The organism is Streptomyces roseoviridis, assembly GCF_039535235.1.
GTDB classification, from domain to species: Bacteria; Actinomycetota; Actinomycetes; order Streptomycetales; family Streptomycetaceae; genus Streptomyces; species Streptomyces roseoviridis.
In genome coordinates, this window is record NZ_BAAAWU010000001.1 from 5,520,542 (window position 1) to 5,536,451 (window position 15,910).

General features: G+C 73.2%; 15 protein-coding genes. 7 read left to right on the forward strand and 8 right to left on the reverse strand.

Going from position 1 to position 15,910, the window contains the following annotated elements; all coding sequences use genetic code 11:
• Positions 1-43: 43 nt before the first annotated feature.
• A complete protein-coding gene (locus ABD954_RS24940; RefSeq protein WP_345492450.1) occupies positions 44-1,111 on the reverse strand; it encodes a nicotinate-nucleotide--dimethylbenzimidazole phosphoribosyltransferase in 1,068 nt (355 codons plus the stop codon).
• Positions 1,112-1,170: 59 nt separating this feature from the next.
• Entirely contained in the window at positions 1,171-2,373 is a 1,203-nt protein-coding gene (locus tag ABD954_RS24945; protein ID WP_345489059.1) for a bifunctional adenosylcobinamide kinase/adenosylcobinamide-phosphate guanylyltransferase, read from the reverse strand.
• A gap of 80 nt (positions 2,374-2,453) precedes the next feature.
• On the opposite strand from ABD954_RS24945, the gene ABD954_RS24950 reads away from it, so the two are divergent.
• The gene (locus tag ABD954_RS24950; RefSeq protein WP_345489061.1) at positions 2,454-2,660 is read left to right on the forward strand and encodes a hypothetical protein; all 207 of its coding nucleotides are present in this window, start codon (positions 2,454-2,456) and stop codon (positions 2,658-2,660) included.
• A 100-nt stretch (positions 2,661-2,760) separates the two neighbouring features.
• Here ABD954_RS24950 and ABD954_RS24955 read toward each other — a convergent pair whose 3' ends face one another.
• The 3 genes from ABD954_RS24955 to ABD954_RS24965 all read right to left on the reverse strand — a co-directional run bounded on the left by ABD954_RS24955 (position 2,761) and on the right by ABD954_RS24965 (position 5,330).
• Positions 2,761-3,804: a S1C family serine protease gene (locus ABD954_RS24955; RefSeq protein ID WP_345489063.1), complete on the reverse strand. Its 1,044-nt coding sequence runs from the start codon at positions 3,802-3,804 to the stop codon at positions 2,761-2,763.
• A gap of 123 nt (positions 3,805-3,927) precedes the next feature.
• Positions 3,928-4,674 carry a methyltransferase domain-containing protein gene (locus ABD954_RS24960; RefSeq protein ID WP_382745756.1) on the reverse strand — a complete coding sequence of 249 codons (747 nt, stop codon included), beginning with the start codon at positions 4,672-4,674 and terminating at the stop codon, positions 3,928-3,930.
• A gap of 53 nt (positions 4,675-4,727) precedes the next feature.
• Positions 4,728-5,330: a DUF3043 domain-containing protein gene (locus tag ABD954_RS24965; protein ID WP_345489065.1), complete on the reverse strand. Its 603-nt coding sequence runs from the start codon at positions 5,328-5,330 to the stop codon at positions 4,728-4,730.
• 250 nt (positions 5,331-5,580) lie between these two features.
• Here ABD954_RS24965 and ABD954_RS24970 point away from each other — a divergent pair, with 250 nt between their 5' ends.
• The 5 genes from ABD954_RS24970 to ABD954_RS24990 all read left to right on the forward strand — a co-directional run bounded on the left by ABD954_RS24970 (position 5,581) and on the right by ABD954_RS24990 (position 12,176).
• Positions 5,581-6,378 (forward strand): PspA/IM30 family protein, encoded by a 798-nt coding sequence (locus ABD954_RS24970; RefSeq protein WP_345489067.1) that lies wholly within the window; start codon positions 5,581-5,583, stop codon positions 6,376-6,378.
• Between the two features lie 20 nt (positions 6,379-6,398).
• Positions 6,399-6,677, forward strand: a complete 279-nt coding sequence (gene pspAA / locus ABD954_RS24975; protein ID WP_345489069.1) for a PspA-associated protein PspAA — start codon at positions 6,399-6,401, stop codon at positions 6,675-6,677.
• Between the two features lie 234 nt (positions 6,678-6,911).
• Complete coding sequence (locus ABD954_RS24980; protein WP_345489071.1) at positions 6,912-8,141, forward strand: sensor histidine kinase; 1,230 nt, start codon at positions 6,912-6,914, stop codon at positions 8,139-8,141.
• Positions 8,138-8,848, forward strand: a complete 711-nt coding sequence (locus tag ABD954_RS24985) for a response regulator (protein WP_345489073.1) — start codon at positions 8,138-8,140, stop codon at positions 8,846-8,848. The genes ABD954_RS24980 and ABD954_RS24985 overlap by 4 nt, the downstream gene beginning before the upstream one ends.
• A 169-nt stretch (positions 8,849-9,017) precedes the next feature.
• Positions 9,018-12,176, forward strand: coding sequence for an efflux RND transporter permease subunit (locus ABD954_RS24990; RefSeq protein WP_345489075.1), 3,159 nt, complete (start codon positions 9,018-9,020; stop codon positions 12,174-12,176).
• A gap of 88 nt (positions 12,177-12,264) precedes the next feature.
• On the opposite strand, the gene nadA is transcribed toward ABD954_RS24990, so the two are convergent.
• Positions 12,265-13,452, reverse strand: coding sequence for a quinolinate synthase NadA (gene nadA / locus ABD954_RS24995; RefSeq protein WP_345489077.1), 1,188 nt, complete (start codon positions 13,450-13,452; stop codon positions 12,265-12,267).
• 238 nt (positions 13,453-13,690) lie between these two features.
• On the opposite strand from nadA, the gene ABD954_RS25000 reads away from it, so the two are divergent.
• A complete protein-coding gene (locus tag ABD954_RS25000; RefSeq protein WP_019885637.1) occupies positions 13,691-14,047 on the forward strand; it encodes an iron-sulfur cluster assembly accessory protein in 357 nt (118 codons plus the stop codon).
• 94 nt (positions 14,048-14,141) lie between these two features.
• Here ABD954_RS25000 and ABD954_RS25005 read toward each other — a convergent pair whose 3' ends face one another.
• Both ABD954_RS25005 and ABD954_RS25010 read right to left on the reverse strand, forming a co-directional pair.
• Positions 14,142-15,563 (reverse strand): hypothetical protein, encoded by a 1,422-nt coding sequence (locus tag ABD954_RS25005; RefSeq protein ID WP_345489079.1) that lies wholly within the window; start codon positions 15,561-15,563, stop codon positions 14,142-14,144.
• A 77-nt stretch (positions 15,564-15,640) separates the two neighbouring features.
• On the reverse strand, positions 15,641-15,847 hold the full coding sequence (locus ABD954_RS25010; RefSeq protein WP_345489081.1) for a hypothetical protein: 207 nt from the start codon (positions 15,845-15,847) through the stop codon (positions 15,641-15,643).
• Positions 15,848-15,910: the final 63 nt, after the last annotated feature.

Sequence of the window (15,910 nt, forward strand, 5' to 3'; positions counted from 1 at the left end):
GACGCGGCGCTCGCGCGTCGCACCCGGTGCCGTGATCCTCTTCTCAGCTCTCCTCGGCCGCCACAGTGTCCGGAAGGGTCAGTTCCGGCAGCTCCGCCGCCAGTGCGGCGGCGGCGCGGACGAGCGGAAGCGCGAGCAACGCCCCGGTTCCCTCGCCCACAGTGACGCCGTGGTCGAGCAGAGGGTTGAGCGCCATCCGGTCCAGCGCCTTCGCCTGCGCCGGCTCCCCGCTCACCTGACCCGCCAGCCACCAGTCCGGCGCCCGGAACGCCGCCCGCTGCGCCACCAGCGCACAGGCCGCGCCCACCACGCCGTCGAGCACCACCGGCAGCCGCCGCACCGAGCACTGCAACAGGAACCCGGTCATCGCCGCCAGGTCCGCGCCGCCCACCGCCGCCAGCAGCTCCAGCTGGTCCCCGAGCACCGGCCGCGCCCGGCGCAGCGCGTCCCGGATCGCCGCGCACTTGCGCATCCACGCCAGGTCGTCGATCCCCGCGCCGCCCCGCCCGGTCACCACCGAGGCGTCCGTCCCGCACAGCGCCGCGATCAGCGTCGACGCCGGCGTCGTACCGCCCACGCTGAGGTCCCCGAGCACCACGAGATCGGTCCCCGAGTCGGCCTCCTCGTCGGCCACGGCGACGCCCAGCTCGACAGCCGCCCGCGCCTCCTCCACCGTCAGCGCGTTCTCCACGTCGATGCGGCCCGAACCCCGCCGCACCCGCCGTCGCGTCACCTCCGCCGGCAGCAGCTCCGGGTCACAGTCGAGACCCGCGTCCACCACCCGCACCGGCACCCGCTGCGCCCGCGCGAGCACCGCCACCGGGCTCGCCCCGTCGAGCACCGCGCGCACCAGCTCGTACGCGCCGCCCGCCGCCCGCCCGGACACACCGAGCGAGGCCACACCGTGGTCGCCCGCGAACAGCACCACCTTCGGCTGCTCCAGCGGACGCACCGGTACCGCGCCCTGGGCCGCCGCCAGCCACTCGCCCCACTCGTCGAGCCGCCCGAGCGCACCCGGACGCACCGCGAGCCGCGCCCGGCGCTCCTCGGCGTCACGCCGGATCCCCCCGTCGGGGCGCTCGATCAGATCGGAGAAGTCGTCGAGGTTCACGATGGGTTCCACCTACGCATCACACAGTCATGGGGTCAAACGGTCATGGGGCTCGCACCCTACCCGCGCAGCACCAGCGCCTGCCCGGCCACCACCAGGACCACCTGCTCGCACTCGTCCCCGAAGGCCGCGTTCAGCCGCCCCAGCTCGTCCCGGAAGCGCCGTCCCGCCGCCGTCGCCGGAACCACCCCGGACCCCACCTCGTTCGTCACCGCCACCACCGTGCGGCTCGTCGCCCGCACCGCCGCCACCAGCTCCGCGACCCGCGCGGCCAGCTCCTCCCGGCCACCGCCCGCCCACCGTTCGTCGTCCCACGCGCCGACCCGGTCCATGGCGTCCGTCAGCCACAGCGACAGACAGTCGATCAACAGCGCCGGCCCGTCGTCCGCCAGCAGCGGCACGAGATCGCAGGTCTCCGCCGTCCGCCACGAGCCCGGCCGCCGCTCCCGGTGCAGACCCACCCGGTGCGCCCACTCCGGATCGCCCTCCCGGCTGCCGCCCGTCGCCACGTACAGCACCTCGGGAAAGGTCTCCAGACGCCGCTCGGCCTCCACCGACTTGCCCGACCTCGCCCCGCCGGTCACCAGCGTCCGCCGCGGCACCTCCGGTACGGCGTGGTACTCGCCGACGTACAGCGTGGTCCCGTCCGGCACCGCCCGCGCCCCCGCCGCGGCGAGCCGCCGGTCCAGCTCGCCGCCGACCGGAGCGTCATGGTCCAGATGGACGGCGACCACGTCCGTGGCCGCCCCCACGGCCCCGCTCGCCCGCAGCCGCGCGAGACCGTCCGGCCGCCCCACGACGTCCGCCACCACCATGTCGTACGGCTCGCGCCGCTCGTCGCCCAGGCCCGCGGGAGCGCCGCCCGGCGGCAGGTACAGCAACCGCTCCCCGTCCGCCGAGGTCACCTCGTACCCCGTGCCCGGCGCGTCCATCGGCACCGCCCGCACCGTGTGCCCGCTGATCAGCGTCAGCTCCCGCCCGTCCGGCACCCGGCCGGCCGTCGGCAGCCCCGCCGGCATCTCCACGGCGGGCCCGTCGTGCGGATGCGTCAGCAGGACCTGCCGCACCCCGACCAGCGAGTGCCCCGAACGGGCCGCCGCGAGCGCGGCCCCCGGCGTCAGATCCAGCAGCAGGGCTCCGTCCACGAGCAGCGAGGTCGCGGCCCGCGCCCGCTCCCCACGGGACAGCGCGCACACGGCGCAGGGGCAGCCGGGGCGGGGGAGTCCGAGAGGTGCGCCGGTGCCGAGCAGTGTCAGTTCCACGCTCAGATCCTCCCGCGTCACCGCGAGGGGTGCGCGCCCGGCTACGCTGCGGGCAGGAAACCGATCATCCGGAGGCGGACATGGCATGGACGTGGCGGTTCGAGAAGTCCGACGGCACCGAGGTCACCCCGTCGGTGACCCCCGAGGAGTTCACCACCCAGGGCGACGCGGAATCCTGGCTCGGTGAGCACTGGCGCGACCTCCTGGACGGCGGCGCGGACCAGGTCACCCTGTCCGAGGACGGCACCAAGATCTACGGCCCGATGCCGCTGGACGCGGAGGGCTAGACCGACGGACGCGGGGGCCGCCCGGCCCCCGCGCACCAGCCCGCCCCGCGCATCGGCGCACCCGCCGCCCCGCGCGTGCGCCCCCGGCCGGCCGGCACCCCTAGATCTCGCCCAGCGTCACCTCGGCCCTTTCCTGGCGCGTCCCGCGGGTGAAGACCACCGTCACCTTGTCGCCCGGCTTGCGGTCGGCCAGCGCTTCGGCCAGCGAGGTGATCGTGGTGACCGGGTCGTCGCCGACCCGGGTGATGACGTCGCCCGCCCGCAGGCCCGCCTTCGCCGCCGCCCCGCCCGCCGCGGCCTCCACGATCGCCACCCCGGCCGGCCGGTAGTCGTCGTCCAGGACCGTGCGGCCCGTGATGTTGAGCGCGGCCCGCCCCGAGTCCGTCACCCTGCCGGTCCTGATGATCTGGTCGGCCACGGTCCGCACCATGGACGCCGGGATCGCGAAGCCGATGCCGGGCGCCGAGCCGCCGCCGAGCTCCGGGTCCGTCGCCGCGAGCGTGGGGATGCCGATCACCTCGCTGTCCAGGTTGACCAGGGCGCCCCCGCTGTTGCCGGGATTGATCGCGGCCGAGGTCTGCACCATGTTGGCGATCGTCGCGCCCGTCCCGCCGCCCCTGCGGCCCTCGCTGACCGTGCGGCCGGTCGCCGAGACGATGCCCTGGGTGACGCTGCCGGACAGGCCGAGCGGCGAGCCCATCGCCAGGACGATCTGCCCCATGTCGACCTTGGAGGAGTCCCCGAACCGCGCCGCCTTGAGCCCCTGCGGCGCCTTGTCCAGCCGGATCACGGCGAGGTCCTGCTGGGGATAGGCCGCCACCAGCCTCGCCGTCACCGGCTGGCCGCCCGTCGCCGCGGTGACCCGGAAGGTCTTCTCCCGGCCGACGACGTGCGCGTTGGTGACGATGTGCCCCTTGTCGTCGTAGACGACACCGGAGCCCAGGCCCTCGGAGGCGTCGATCTGGACCACCGAGGGCAGCACGTCCCTGATCACGGCCCGGTAGTCGTCCTGGAGCTCGTTGGACACGAGCGGGGCCGCGGCCTGGGTGGACCGCTCGGCCCGGGGCGCCGGGCCCGGGGCGCAGCCGCCGGCCAGGGCCAGGGCACAGGCTCCGGCGGCGAGGGGGAGCAGGAGGCGTCTCATGACCGCAGTCTCCGTGCCGCCCGCCCGCCGCGCCTCGGTGGAGGCACCCGAACAGGGGGACGCCCCGCGCCCCCCCGGTGTCCCGCGGGTCCCGGCGACCGCGCAGCCCTCAGGGCCGAGCGCTCAGCCCCGTACCCCGCACAGGTGCAGCAGACCCGCGATCCGCCGGTACGGGTCGGTCCGCCCGGCCCGGTCCTCGGCGGCCAGCAGGCGTTCGAGCTCGTCGGCGGCCGGCAGGCCGAGGTCGCCGGGGATGCCGTCGGTGAAGACCCGCACCCCGTACCAGGCGTGCAGCGGCGCCGCGATCCCGGCGAGGGTGGAGGTGAGCGCGTCCAGCCGGTCGGCCCGCACCTTCGCTCCGGCGCCGTCCTCGTACACGTCCGAGTCGAAGGCGGAGAGCGCCCCCGACCAGTCCCCGGCGAGGCCGGGCCGCATGGCCAGCGCCTCGGCGTTCCGTACCACCAGGGAGAGCAGTCCGCCGGGGGCGAGCATGCGGGCGAGGCCGGCGAGCAGCGCGTCGGGCTCGTCGGCGTACATGAGCACGCCGTGGCACAGGACGATGTCGAAGCTGCCGGGCAGGAAGTGCACGCCGGTCTCGCGCCCGTCGCCCTCGATCAGGCGGACCCGTTCGCGGATGCCGGCGGGTTCGGTCGCCAGCGAATCGCGGGCCGCCTTGAGCAGCTCGGGGTCGGCCTCCAGACCGGTCACGGTGTGCCCGGCGCGGGCCAGGCGCAGGGCCTGGGTGCCCTGGCCCATCCCGGCGTCGAGGATGCGCAGCCGCTGCCCCACGGGGTAGCGGCCGGCTATCTGCTCGTCCAGCTGGCGCGCGATCAGTTCCTGGCGGACGGTGTCGCGCAGCCCCCCGGGCACGACCGGCCCCTGGCCGACCGCGGGCAGCACCTCACCGCGACCGGAGTCGGCGCTCAGGGCCGCTCTCCGCGCTTGACCTGCGGCTTGGGCAGCCGCAGGCGGCGCATCTGGAGCGTGCGCATCAGGCCGTATGCGACCGCGCCGCGCTTCGGCTCGTTCGGGAACCGCTGGTTCAGCTGCTTGCGCAGCCGGATCGTGAGACCGATCGAGTCGATGACGATCATGACGATCACACCGGCCCAGAGCAGCAGCGAGATGTTCTGCAGGGAGGGGTTGGCGTTGCCGAACAGCGACAGCACGAGGATCACCACGGCCATCGGCAGGAAGAACTCGGCCACGGCGAACCGGGAGTCGACGAAGTCGCGGACGAAGCGCCGCACCGGACCCTTGTCGCGGACCGGCAGATAGCGCTCGTCACCGCTGGCCAGGGCTTCGCGCTGGCGGGCCAGGTCCGCGCGGCGGGCCTCGCGCTGGCGCTTCATGGCCTCCTTGCGGTCCAGCGGCGCGGTCTGTGCGCGGCGGCGCTGGGACTGTGCCTCGCTCCTCTTGGGGGTCGGGCGGCCCTTGGGGGCCTCGGGGTCGCGGGGCTGCTTGGAGAGGTCCGCCGTCACCTTTTCGGTGGGGGCCTTCTCATCCTTCGAACGGCTACGGAACACAACGCCAAGCGTACGTGGTGCCGGGCATGGACCCCAGCGTCGGCGGGAACGATCCGCTAACGGCCCGTGTCTGACCGGGTACGACCCCGGGACCGCTCTACTCCCTGGGCCGGAGGGCGCCGGACCTCCACTCGTCCTTGGGGAGGAGCACATCGGGCCCCGAACAGTGCGGTAATGGAGTGGTGAACCGTACTGTGGTTCATGTTGGAGTGCAGGAGCCGAGTCCGTCAGAAGGGGGCGCGCGAAGCCCATGAGCGGTGTCATGAAGCGTATGGGGATGATCTTCCGCGCGAAGGCAAACAAGGCCCTCGACCGGGCCGAGGATCCGCGCGAGACCCTCGATTACTCCTACCAGAAGCAGCTGGAGCTGTTGCAGAAGGTGCGCCGTGGTGTCGCCGACGTGGCGACGTCCCGCAAGCGCCTCGAACTGCAGCTGAACCAGCTCCAGGGCCAGTCCGCCAAGCTGGAGGACCAGGGCCGCAAGGCGCTGGCGCTCGGCCGCGAGGACCTGGCCCGCGAGGCGCTGTCCCGCCGGGCGGCGCTGCAGCAGCAGGTGAGCGACCTGGAGGTGCAGCACCAGACCCTGCAGGGCGAGGAGGAGAAGCTGACCCTGGCGGCCCAGCGGCTCCAGGCCAAGGTCGACGCCTTCCGCACGAAGAAGGAGACCATCAAGGCCACGTACACGGCGGCGCAGGCGCAGACCAGGATCGCCGAGTCCTTCTCCGGCATCTCCGAGGAGATGAGCGACGTCGGCGTGGCGATCCAGCGCGCCGAGGACAAGACGGCCCAGCTCCAGGCGCGGGCCGGCGCGATCGACGAGCTGCTCGCCTCCGGCGCCCTCGACGACCAGTCGGGCCTGGCGAAGGACGACATCCAGGCCGAGCTCGACCGGCTCTCCGGCGGCACGGACGTGGAGCTGGAGCTCCAGCGGATGAAGGCCGAGCTCGCGGGAGGCCCGTCCGCCCAGCAGCAGGCCCTCGAAGGCGGCACCGGCCAGAACCAGGGCCAGAACCAGCAGCAGTCCCACCCGCGTTTCGACAAGCAGTAGCCGACCAGCGAGGACGCGTCATGATCGTACGGATCATGGGGGAGGGCCAGTGCACGCTGGCCGACAGCCACTTCGCCGAGCTCAACCGACTCGACGAGGAACTCCTGGGGGAGATGGAATCGGGCGACGAGGCGGGCTTCCGCCGCACGCTGCACGCCCTGCTCGACAAGGTCCGGGAGCTCGGCGAGCCGCTCCCGGACGACTCCCTGGAGCCCTCCGAACTGATCCTTCCGGCTCCTGACGCGACCCTCGACGAGGTGCGCGCGATGCTCTCCGACGACGGTCTGATCCCGGGCTGACGGCCTCGCCGGCAGCCCGGAACACGCCGCCCCTGACGGTTCCGCCGCCCCGCCTCCCAGCCCGGGAGGCGGGGCGGCGCCGTCCCGGCCCCCGGCCGGCTCCCGCACCGGGAGCCTGTCCCGGCCCCTCGGCCCGCTCCCCGCCCCGTCCGCTCCCCGCACCCGCCCCCGTCCGCCGTCCGCTCCCCCTCCCCGGCCCCCGGCCCGTCGCGGAACCCCGTACCGTTCCCTGCTGTGACGACCACCGGAGCCCGCCTCGCCCGACCCCGCCACTGGCTGCGGAACCACCGCCTCGCCTTCGACGCGGGGCTCGCGTTCGTCGTGCTCGCCTGCATGATCACCGGTTCCTTCGCCGACCCGCACGGCAGCCCCAACGGCCCCACCTTCGGCGACCGTGCGCCCACCCCCGCGGGCGTCGTCCTCATGCTGCTCGGCGCCCTCGCCCTGGTGTTCCGCCGCCGGTACCCGATCCCGGTGCTCGCCCTCACCGTCACCGTCTCCCTCGTCGGCCTGATCGGCGAGGAGCGCCCCGCACCGGCGGCGATGAGCGCCGTCGTCGCCCTCTACACCGTCGCCTCCCGCACCGACCGGCCCACCACCTGGCGGCTCGGCCTCGCCACCATGACCCTGCTGACCTGCGCCGCCATGGTCTTCGGCCCCACCCCCTGGTACGCGCAGGAGAACCTGGGCGTCGTCGCCTGGACCGGAATGGCCGCGGCGGCCGGCGACGCGGTGCGCAGCCGCCGCGCGTTCGTGGACGCCATCCGGGAGCGGGCCGAACGGGCCGAGCGCACCCGCGAGGAGGAGGCCCGGCGGCGGGTCGCCGAGGAGCGGCTGCGCATCGCCCGCGACCTCCACGACATCGTCGCCCACCACATCGCCCTCGTCAACGTGCAGGCCGGGGTCGCCGCCCACGTCATGGACAAGCGCCCCGACCAGGCGAAGGAGGCCCTGGCCCATGTCCGCACCGCCTCCCGCTCGGCCCTCGACGAGCTGCGCGCCACCGTGGGCCTGCTGCGCCAGTCGGGTGACCCGGAGGCCCCGACCGAGCCGGTGTCGGGCCTCGCGGTCCTCGACGACCTGCTGGCCACCTTCCGCAACGCGGGCCTCCCGGTCGAGGTGACCCGCACCGACGCCGGCACCTCCCTGCCGGCCGCCGTCGACCTCGCCGCGTACCGGATCATCCAGGAGGCGCTGACCAACGTGCGCAAGCACGCCGGTCCGGACGCGCGCGCCGAGGTCAGCGTCCTGCGGGTGGGCCGCACGGTGGAGATCACCGTCCTCGACGACGGCCCGGCGGCGACGGCCGCCCCGGCCGACGGCGGCGGTCACGGCCTGGTCGGGATGCGCGAACGGGTGACGGCGCTCGGCGGCACCCTGACCGCCGCACCCCGCTTCGGGGGCGGCTTCCGGGTGCAGGCGATACTGCCCGTGACCGGCCGCACGGGGGAGGACGACGCATGACGGGAACCGAGCCGACACCGCCCATCCGGGTGCTGCTCGCCGACGACCAGGCCCTGCTCCGCAGCGCCTTCCGGATCCTGGTCGACTCCGAGCCCGACATGGAGGTCGTCGCGGAGGCCGCCGACGGGGCCGAGGCGGTGGCCCTGGCCCGGGAGACCGCGCCGGACGTGGTCCTGATGGACATCCGCATGCCCGGCACGGACGGCCTCGCCGCCACCCGCATGATCACCGCCGACCCGGAGCTGTCGGCCGTACGGATCGTCATGCTGACCACCTTCGAGGTCGACGAGTACGTGGTGCGGTCGCTGCGCGCCGGGGCGTCCGGCTTCCTCGGCAAGGGCGCGGAGCCGGAGGAGCTGCTCGACGCCATCCGCATCGCGCACGCGGGCGAGGCGCTGCTCTCCCCGGCGGCCACCAAGGGCCTGATCGCGACGTTCCTCGCCCAGGGCGGCGGCACCGACCCGGAGCGGGAGCCGTCCCCCTCGTACGCGGAGCGGCTCGCGGCGCTCACCGCCCGGGAGCGGGAGGTCCTGGCCCTGGTGGCGGGCGGGCTGTCCAACGACGAGATCGCCGAGCGGCTCGACGTCAGCCCGCTGACCGTCAAGACCCACGTGAACCGGACCATGGCCAAGCTCGGCGCCCGGGACCGGGCGCAACTGGTCGTCACGGCCTACGAGTCGGGGCTCGTACGCCCGAGGGTGGAGTGAGCCGGGGACCCGGCGTACTCCAGACGCGGTACGCGCGGCATGAGGAATTGGGTCCGGGGGCCGAGGAACCGGCCGGTTCCGTGGCCGATCGTGTAGGCGGGCACCTCCAGGGCTTCTCGCGCCCCCGCCGGTGGCCCGCCTGCCGAGTACGCCACAGAAACGAGACCCCATGTCCTGGCTGTCCAGATTCAGCCTCGCGCAACGGGCCCTGATCGGGCTGATGTCCCTCGTCGCGCTCCTCTTCGGAGCGATGGCGATACCGCAGCTGAAGCAGCAGCTGTTCCCCTCCATCGAGCTTCCGATGGTCTCGGTCATCGCCCCGTACCAGGGCGCCTCGCCCGACGTGGTCGAGAAGCAGGTCGTCCAGCCGCTGGAGAACACCCTCAAAGCCGTCGACGGCATCAAGGGCATCACGTCGACCGCCTCCGAGGGCAGCGCCGTGATCATGGCGAGCTTCGACTACGGGGACGAGGGGACGAAGCAGCTCGTCGCCGACGTCCAGCAGGCGGTCAACCGGGCCCGCGCCGCCCTGCCGGACACCGTCGACCCGCAGGTGGTCGCCGGCTCCACCGACGACATCCCGACCGTCGTCCTCGCGGTCACCTCCGGCAAGGACCAGCAGGCCCTGGCCGACCAGCTGGAGCGGACCGTGGTCCCGGCCCTGGAGGACATCGACGGCGTCGCCCAGGTCACCGTCGACGGCGTGCAGGACCTCCAGGTCTCCGTCACGCCCGACGACCGCAAGCTGGCCGCGGCCGGTCTGACCTCCATGAAGCTCGCCGAAGCCCTGAGGAACGGCGGCGGCACCATGCCGGCCGGCTCGTTCTCCGAGGCCGGCAAGAGCCGCACCGTCCAGGTCGGCGGCGGCTACACCTCGCTCGAACAGATCGAGGACCTGCGCGTCAGGCCCGAGAAGGGCAGGGCGGTCCGCCTCGGCGACGTGGCCACGGTGAAGCAGGAGGAGTCCAGCCGGGTCTCCCTGACCCGCACCAACGGCCGGCCGAGCCTCGCCGTCATGGCCACCATGGACAAGGACGGCAGCGCCGTCGCCATCTCCGACGCCGTCCGGGACAAGCTGCCGGAGCTGCGCCGGGACCTCGGTGCGGGCGCCGAGCTGACCGTCGTCTCCGACCAGGGCCCGGCGGTCGCCAAGTCGATCTCCGGACTCACCACCGAGGGCGCGCTCGGCCTCGTCATGGCCGTCCTCGTCATCCTGGTGTTCCTCGCCTCCCTGCGCTCCACCCTGGTCACCGCGGTCTCCATCCCGCTGTCCGTGGTCCTCGCCCTGATCGTGCTGTGGACCCGCGACCTCTCGCTCAACGTGCTGACCCTCGGCGCCCTCACCATCGCCATCGGCCGGGTCGTCGACGACTCGATCGTGGTCCTGGAGAACATCAAGCGGCACCTGGGCTACGGCGAGGAGCGGCAGGCGGCGATCCTGACCGCCGTCCGCGAGGTCGCCGGCGCGGTCACCTCCTCCACCCTCACCACGGTCGCCGTCTTCCTGCCGATCGGCCTGGTCGGCGGCATGATCGGCGAGCTCTTCGGCTCCTTCTCGCTGACCGTCACCGCCGCGCTGCTCGCGTCGCTGCTGGTCTCCCTGACGGTGGTCCCGGTCCTGTCGTACTGGTTCCTGCGCGCCCCCAAGGGCACCTCGAAGGACCCGGAGGAGGCCCGCAGGCTGGCCGAGGAGAAGGAGAGCCGGAGCCGGCTGCAGCGGGCGTACGTGCCGGTGCTGCGGTTCGCGACCAGGCGCCGCCTCACCAGCGTGGCCATCGCCCTGGTGGTGCTCGTCGGCACCTTCGGGATGGCGCCGCTGCTGAAGACCAACTTCTTCGACCAGGGCGAGCAGCGCGTCCTGACGGTCAAGCAGAAGCTGGCGCCCGGCACCAGCCTGGCCGCCTCCGACGAGGCCGCGAAGAAGGTCGAGAAGGTCCTCGCCGGCACCGAGGGCGTCAAGGACTACCAGGTCACCGTCGGCTCCTCCGGCTTCATGGCGGCCTTCGGCGGCGGCACCGGCGCCAACCAGGCGTCCTTCCAGGTGACGTTGGAGGACTCCGCCTCGTACGAGAAGACCCGCGACGCCATCGACGCGGGGCTCGGCGAGCTCGACGGCATCGGCGACACCTCCATCGCGGCCGGTGACGGCTTCGGCAACCAGGACCTGAGCGTGGTCGTCAAGGCCGGCGACCCGGAGGTCCTGAAGAAGGCGTCCGAGCAGGTCACGAAGGCGGTCGGGGAGCTGAAGGACGTCACCGACGTGCAGAGCGACCTGGCGCGGTCGGTGCCCCGGATCTCCGTGAAGCCCAACGACCGGGCCGCCGACGCGGGCTTCGACGCCGCCACCCTCGGGATAATCGTCTCGCAGTCCGTGCGCGGCACCCCGGCCGCCAAGGCGGTCCTGGACGACACCGAGCGCGATGTCCTCGTCACCTCGGCGAAGCCGGCGACCACGCTGGCCGAGCTGAAGGCCCTGCCGCTCGGCCCGGTGCGGCTCGGCGACGTCGCCACCGTCGAGCTGGTGCCCGGCCCGGTCTCCATGACCCGCATCGACGGCGCCCGCGCGGCGACGATCACGGCCAAGCCGACCACCGACAACACGGGCGCGGTCAGCGCCGCGCTCCAGACCAAGCTCGACGGACTGGACCTGCCGGAAGGCGCCACGGCCTCCATCGGCGGTGTCTCCGAGGACCAGGCCGAGGCGGCGAGCAGCATGGCGCTCGCGATGCTGGCGGCCGTGGCGATCGTCTTCATGCTCCTGGTCGCGACGTTCCGGTCGCTGGTCCAGCCGCTGATCCTGCTGGTCTCCATCCCGTTCGCGGCGACCGGCGCGATCGGCCTGCTCGTGGCGACGGACACGGCGATGGGCGTGCCGGCGATGATCGGCATGCTGATGCTGATCGGCATCGTGGTGACCAACGCGATCGTCCTGATCGACCTGATCAACCAGTACCGGGCCCAGGGCCTCGGCGTCGTCGAAGCGGTGATCGAGGGCGGCCGGCACCGGCTGCGCCCGATCCTGATGACGGCCCTGGCGACGATCTTCGCGCTGCTGCCGATGGCGCTCGGCGTCACCGGCGAGGGCGGCTTCATCGCGCAGCCACTGGCCGTGGTGGTGATCGGCGGTCTGATCACCTCGACGCTGCTGACCCTGCTGCTCGTGCCGACGCTGTACGCGATGGTGGAGCTCCGCAAGGACCGCCGCGCGAAGAAGAAGGCGGCGAAGCGGGCGGCGAAGTCCGGGAAGAAGGGCGACGGGGACGACAACCCGCAGCAGCCGGACGTCACCCCGGCGGACGCGACGCTGCTGGACGCGCTGGACCTCTGATCCCCACGGCACGCCGAAGGGGCGCCCCGCGAGTCCGCGGGGCGCCCCTTTCTGTTCCGTACCGAGGAACCGATACGGCGATGAATCGTTACGGCAGCGCCAGCATGCGCTCCAGGGCCAGCTTGGCGAAGGACTCGGTCTCCCGGTCCACCGAGATCTGGTTGACCAGGTTGCCCTCGGCCAGCGACTCCAGCGTCCACACCAGGTGCGGCAGGTCGATCCGGTTCATGGTCGAGCAGAAGCAGACCGTCTTGTCGAGGAAGACGATCTCCTTGCCCTCGTCGGCGAACCGGTTCGCCAGGCGGCGGACCAGGTTCAGCTCGGTGCCGATCGCCCACTTCGAGCCGGCCGGGGCCGCCTCCAGGGTCTTGATGATGTACTCCGTCGAGCCCACGTAGTCGGCCGCGGCGACGACCTCGTGCTTGCACTCGGGGTGGACGAGCACGTTGACGCCCGGGATGCGCTCGCGCACGTCGTTGACCGAGTCCAGCGAGAAGCGGCCGTGCACCGAGCAGTGGCCCCGCCACAGGATCATCTTCGCGGCCCGCAGCTCCTCGGCGGTCAGGCCGCCGTTCGGCTTGTGCGGGTTGTAGACCACGCAGTCGTCCAGGGACATGCCCATGTCGCGGACGGCGGTGTTGCGGCCGAGGTGCTGGTCCGGCAGGAAGAGCACCTTCTCGCCCTGCTCGAAGGCCCAGTCCAGGGCCTTCTTCGCGTTGGACGAGGTGCAGATGGTGCCGCCGTGCTTGCCGGTGAAGGCCTTGATGTCGGCGGAGGAGTTCATGTACGAGACGGGCACGACCTGCTCGGCGACGCCGGCCTCGGTCAGCACGTCCCAGCACTCGGCGACCTGCTCGGCGGTGGCCATGTCGGCCATCGAGCAGCCGGCGGCCAGGTCCGGCAGGACGACCTTCTGGTCGTCGCCGGTCAGGATGTCCGCCGACTCGGCCATGAAGTGCACGCCGCAGAAGACGATGTACTCGGCCTCCGGCTTGGCGGCGGCGTCGCGGGCGAGCTTGAACGAGTCGCCGGTGACGTCCGCGAACTGGATGACCTCGTCGCGCTGGTAGTGGTGCCCGAGGACGAAGACCTTGTCCCCGAGCTTCTCCTTGGCCGCGCGGGCGCGCTCCACCAGGTCGGGGTCGGACGGCGACGGAAGGTCGCCGGGGCACTCCACGCCGCGCTCGCTCTTGGGATCGGCCTCGCGGCCGAGCAGGAGAAGGGCGAGCGGCGTCGGCTGGACGTCCAGGGGCTGGGCGGTGGTCACGTCACGCACCCTTTCTGCGGTGAGCCTCGAAAAACCTTTTCGTCTAAATGACGCTATCTATCATAACCGGTTCACGTCACTTTGACGATGTCCATAGTGTCGATGTGACGAATTCGCCTTTCCCCGCCGCTGGACACGGTGTGCGAGCATGAAAGGGAAAGACACGCCTCGGCCCGGAATGAATCCGCGGCCCCGCCGGTTGCAACCGTCGGCAAGCAGTCTCCGTACCAAACCGGGAGAGAAGCAGATGTCCGTATCGGACGAGAAGACCACTGTCAGCGACGGCATCCTCCTGTCCGACGCCGCCGCGGCGAAGGTCAAGGCCCTGCTCGACCAGGAAGGCCGCGACGACCTGGCCCTGCGCGTCGCCGTTCAGCCCGGTGGCTGCTCCGGCCTGCGTTACCAGCTGTTCTTCGACGAGCGCTCGCTCGACGGCGACGTCGTGAAGGACTTCGGCGGCGTCAAGGTCGTCACCGACCGCATGAGCGCCCCCTACCTGGGCGGCGCCTCGATCGACTTCGTCGACACGATCGAGAAGCAGGGCTTCACCATCGACAACCCGAACGCCACGGGCTCCTGCGCCTGCGGCGACAGCTTCAGCTGAGCCCTGCGGCCTCGACGAGGCCGCAGGCACGCGCGAGGGCGGCACCCGGCATCCCGGGTGCCGCCCTCGCGCGCGTCCGGCCGGTCCTCGACCGCTACTTCCGCGGGACCGCCTGACCGCTCGCCCCGTCGACGACCTGCCGCTCGCCCAGCGGCTCCCCGAGCGTCACCGTCTTCGTCACCTCGACGGCGACCATGATGCAGGCCCGGCCCGGCTCGGTCGGCCTCTCCGTGACCCGGACGAGCACCTTCCCCGGCGTCTCCTGGGCGGTCACCGTGTACGTGCTGCACACTCCGCCCCAGAACGTCACCGACAGCTTCCGCCCGTCCGACTCCGTCCGGTAGGAGTCGACCCGGCGCACCGGCTCCTTCGACTCCTCCGGCGGCGCGGGGGACTCCTCGGCCACCGCCGTCCGCACCACCGTGAACGGCTTCGCGCCCGGCTTCTCCCGCGCCTGGAACAGCCACGCCGGTACGAGCGCCTGCTCGCCCCTCACGTCCTGTGCCGCGAGCCCGAAGACGGCGCCCGTGACCTCCACCACCTTCGGCGGGGCGGTCTCGCCCGAGGGCTCGCAGGGCGCCTGCGGCAGCTCGGCCGGACCGCCCATGACGTCCGCGGGCGGAGCCGTCGCACAGCCCCCGATCCCGACGGTCCCGGCCCCCTTCGCGTCCTCGTTCAGCCGGTCGAGGGCCTGCCGCGCTCCCACCACCGGCTGCGACTCCGCCTTCACCGGCTCCTTCAGACGGCCGCTCCCGGCCGTCACCGAGCCGTCCGGCCCGACGTGCAGACCGGTCGACCAGCCGTACGTGGGCAGGCCGTCCACCACCGGATCGGCGTTGACCACCCGCACCGAGCCGTGCAGCAGCTGGCTCGCGTCCAGCTTCGCGTCGTCCTGGCCGATCGCCTTGAGCGCCGGCGCCACCGCCGCCCTCGCCGCGGCCTCGCTCACCGGCGAACCGCCGTCGACCGGCGGCTTCGCCGCGCCGGGCGGCGGGCACGCCTTGCCCTTCAGACAGCTGTCGCCGACCGGCCCGCCGTCGTGCCGGCTGAGCGTCCAGCTCCCCGGCGCCTTCGCCGCGACGTCCAGGCGCAGGCCCGAACCGTCCTTCTCCGGAGCCAGCTGCCACACCTCGCCGACGAGCCGCGGGGTGCCCGCGACGCCGAGCGCCCGCGCCAGCCGGGTCACCTCCGCCGAGGTGACCCGGCCCTCGGGCCGGTGGACCGCGGCCGAGGAGGGCCCCTGGGGAAGGGGGCCCCTGGACTGGTAGACGGTGCCGCCGGAACCGCCGCCCGGATCGGGTTCACCCGGCGCGATGCCCGGACCGCCGCCGCCCTTCGCCGCCGCGTCCTGCCCCGCCGGGGCCTCCCGTACCGCCTCACCGCTCCCGTCGGACGCCGTGGCGGCGTAGTACACGCCCCCGCCGCTCACGAGGACGACCCCCGCCGCCACCGAGGCGACGAGAAGCGGGCCGCGCTTCCTCGGCCGGGCCTCCGGCCGGATCTCCGTACTGCTCACCACACGCTCCTTCCCAAGGACATCCCTGGGACGGGAGCGACGCCCGATCGGTTCCGGGCGGCGCCGGACCGGATCCTTCAGGCGCCGTACTCGGAGGTGGCGGCGATCAGCCGGGCGGAGTCGGCCGGCACGTCCACGCCGTGGATCAGGGCGGGGGAGACCGGGGCGGCCTCGGGGGCGGACGGCGTCACCCAGTGCGGGGCCATCCGCGCACCGTCGCCGCACAGCTCGGCGAGGCTGAAGTCGGACTCCTGGGGCTCACGGGGAGCGGGGTACTGGGTCATGGCGGCACGGTACGCACGCCCGGGCTCCGGGGAAAAGCCCTACTCTGGGGTAGTTTCCGCTGT

What these genes read in the sequence shown, in the direction of transcription:
- ABD954_RS24950 (WP_345489061.1), top strand. Translation starts at nt 2,454, where the DNA reads ATGGCATGGACGTGGCGGTTCGAGAAGTCCGACGGCACCGAGGTCACC.
- ABD954_RS24955 (WP_345489063.1), bottom strand. Translation starts at nt 3,804, where the DNA reads ATGAGACGCCTCCTGCTCCCCCTCGCCGCCGGAGCCTGTGCCCTGGCC.
- ABD954_RS24970 (WP_345489067.1), top strand. Translation starts at nt 5,581, where the DNA reads ATGAGCGGTGTCATGAAGCGTATGGGGATGATCTTCCGCGCGAAGGCA.
- pspAA (WP_345489069.1), top strand. Translation starts at nt 6,399, where the DNA reads ATGATCGTACGGATCATGGGGGAGGGCCAGTGCACGCTGGCCGACAGC.
- ABD954_RS24985 (WP_345489073.1), top strand. Translation starts at nt 8,138, where the DNA reads ATGACGGGAACCGAGCCGACACCGCCCATCCGGGTGCTGCTCGCCGAC.
- ABD954_RS24990 (WP_345489075.1), top strand. Translation starts at nt 9,018, where the DNA reads ATGTCCTGGCTGTCCAGATTCAGCCTCGCGCAACGGGCCCTGATCGGG.
- ABD954_RS25000 (WP_019885637.1), top strand. Translation starts at nt 13,691, where the DNA reads ATGTCCGTATCGGACGAGAAGACCACTGTCAGCGACGGCATCCTCCTG.
- ABD954_RS25010 (WP_345489081.1), bottom strand. Translation starts at nt 15,847, where the DNA reads ATGACCCAGTACCCCGCTCCCCGTGAGCCCCAGGAGTCCGACTTCAGC.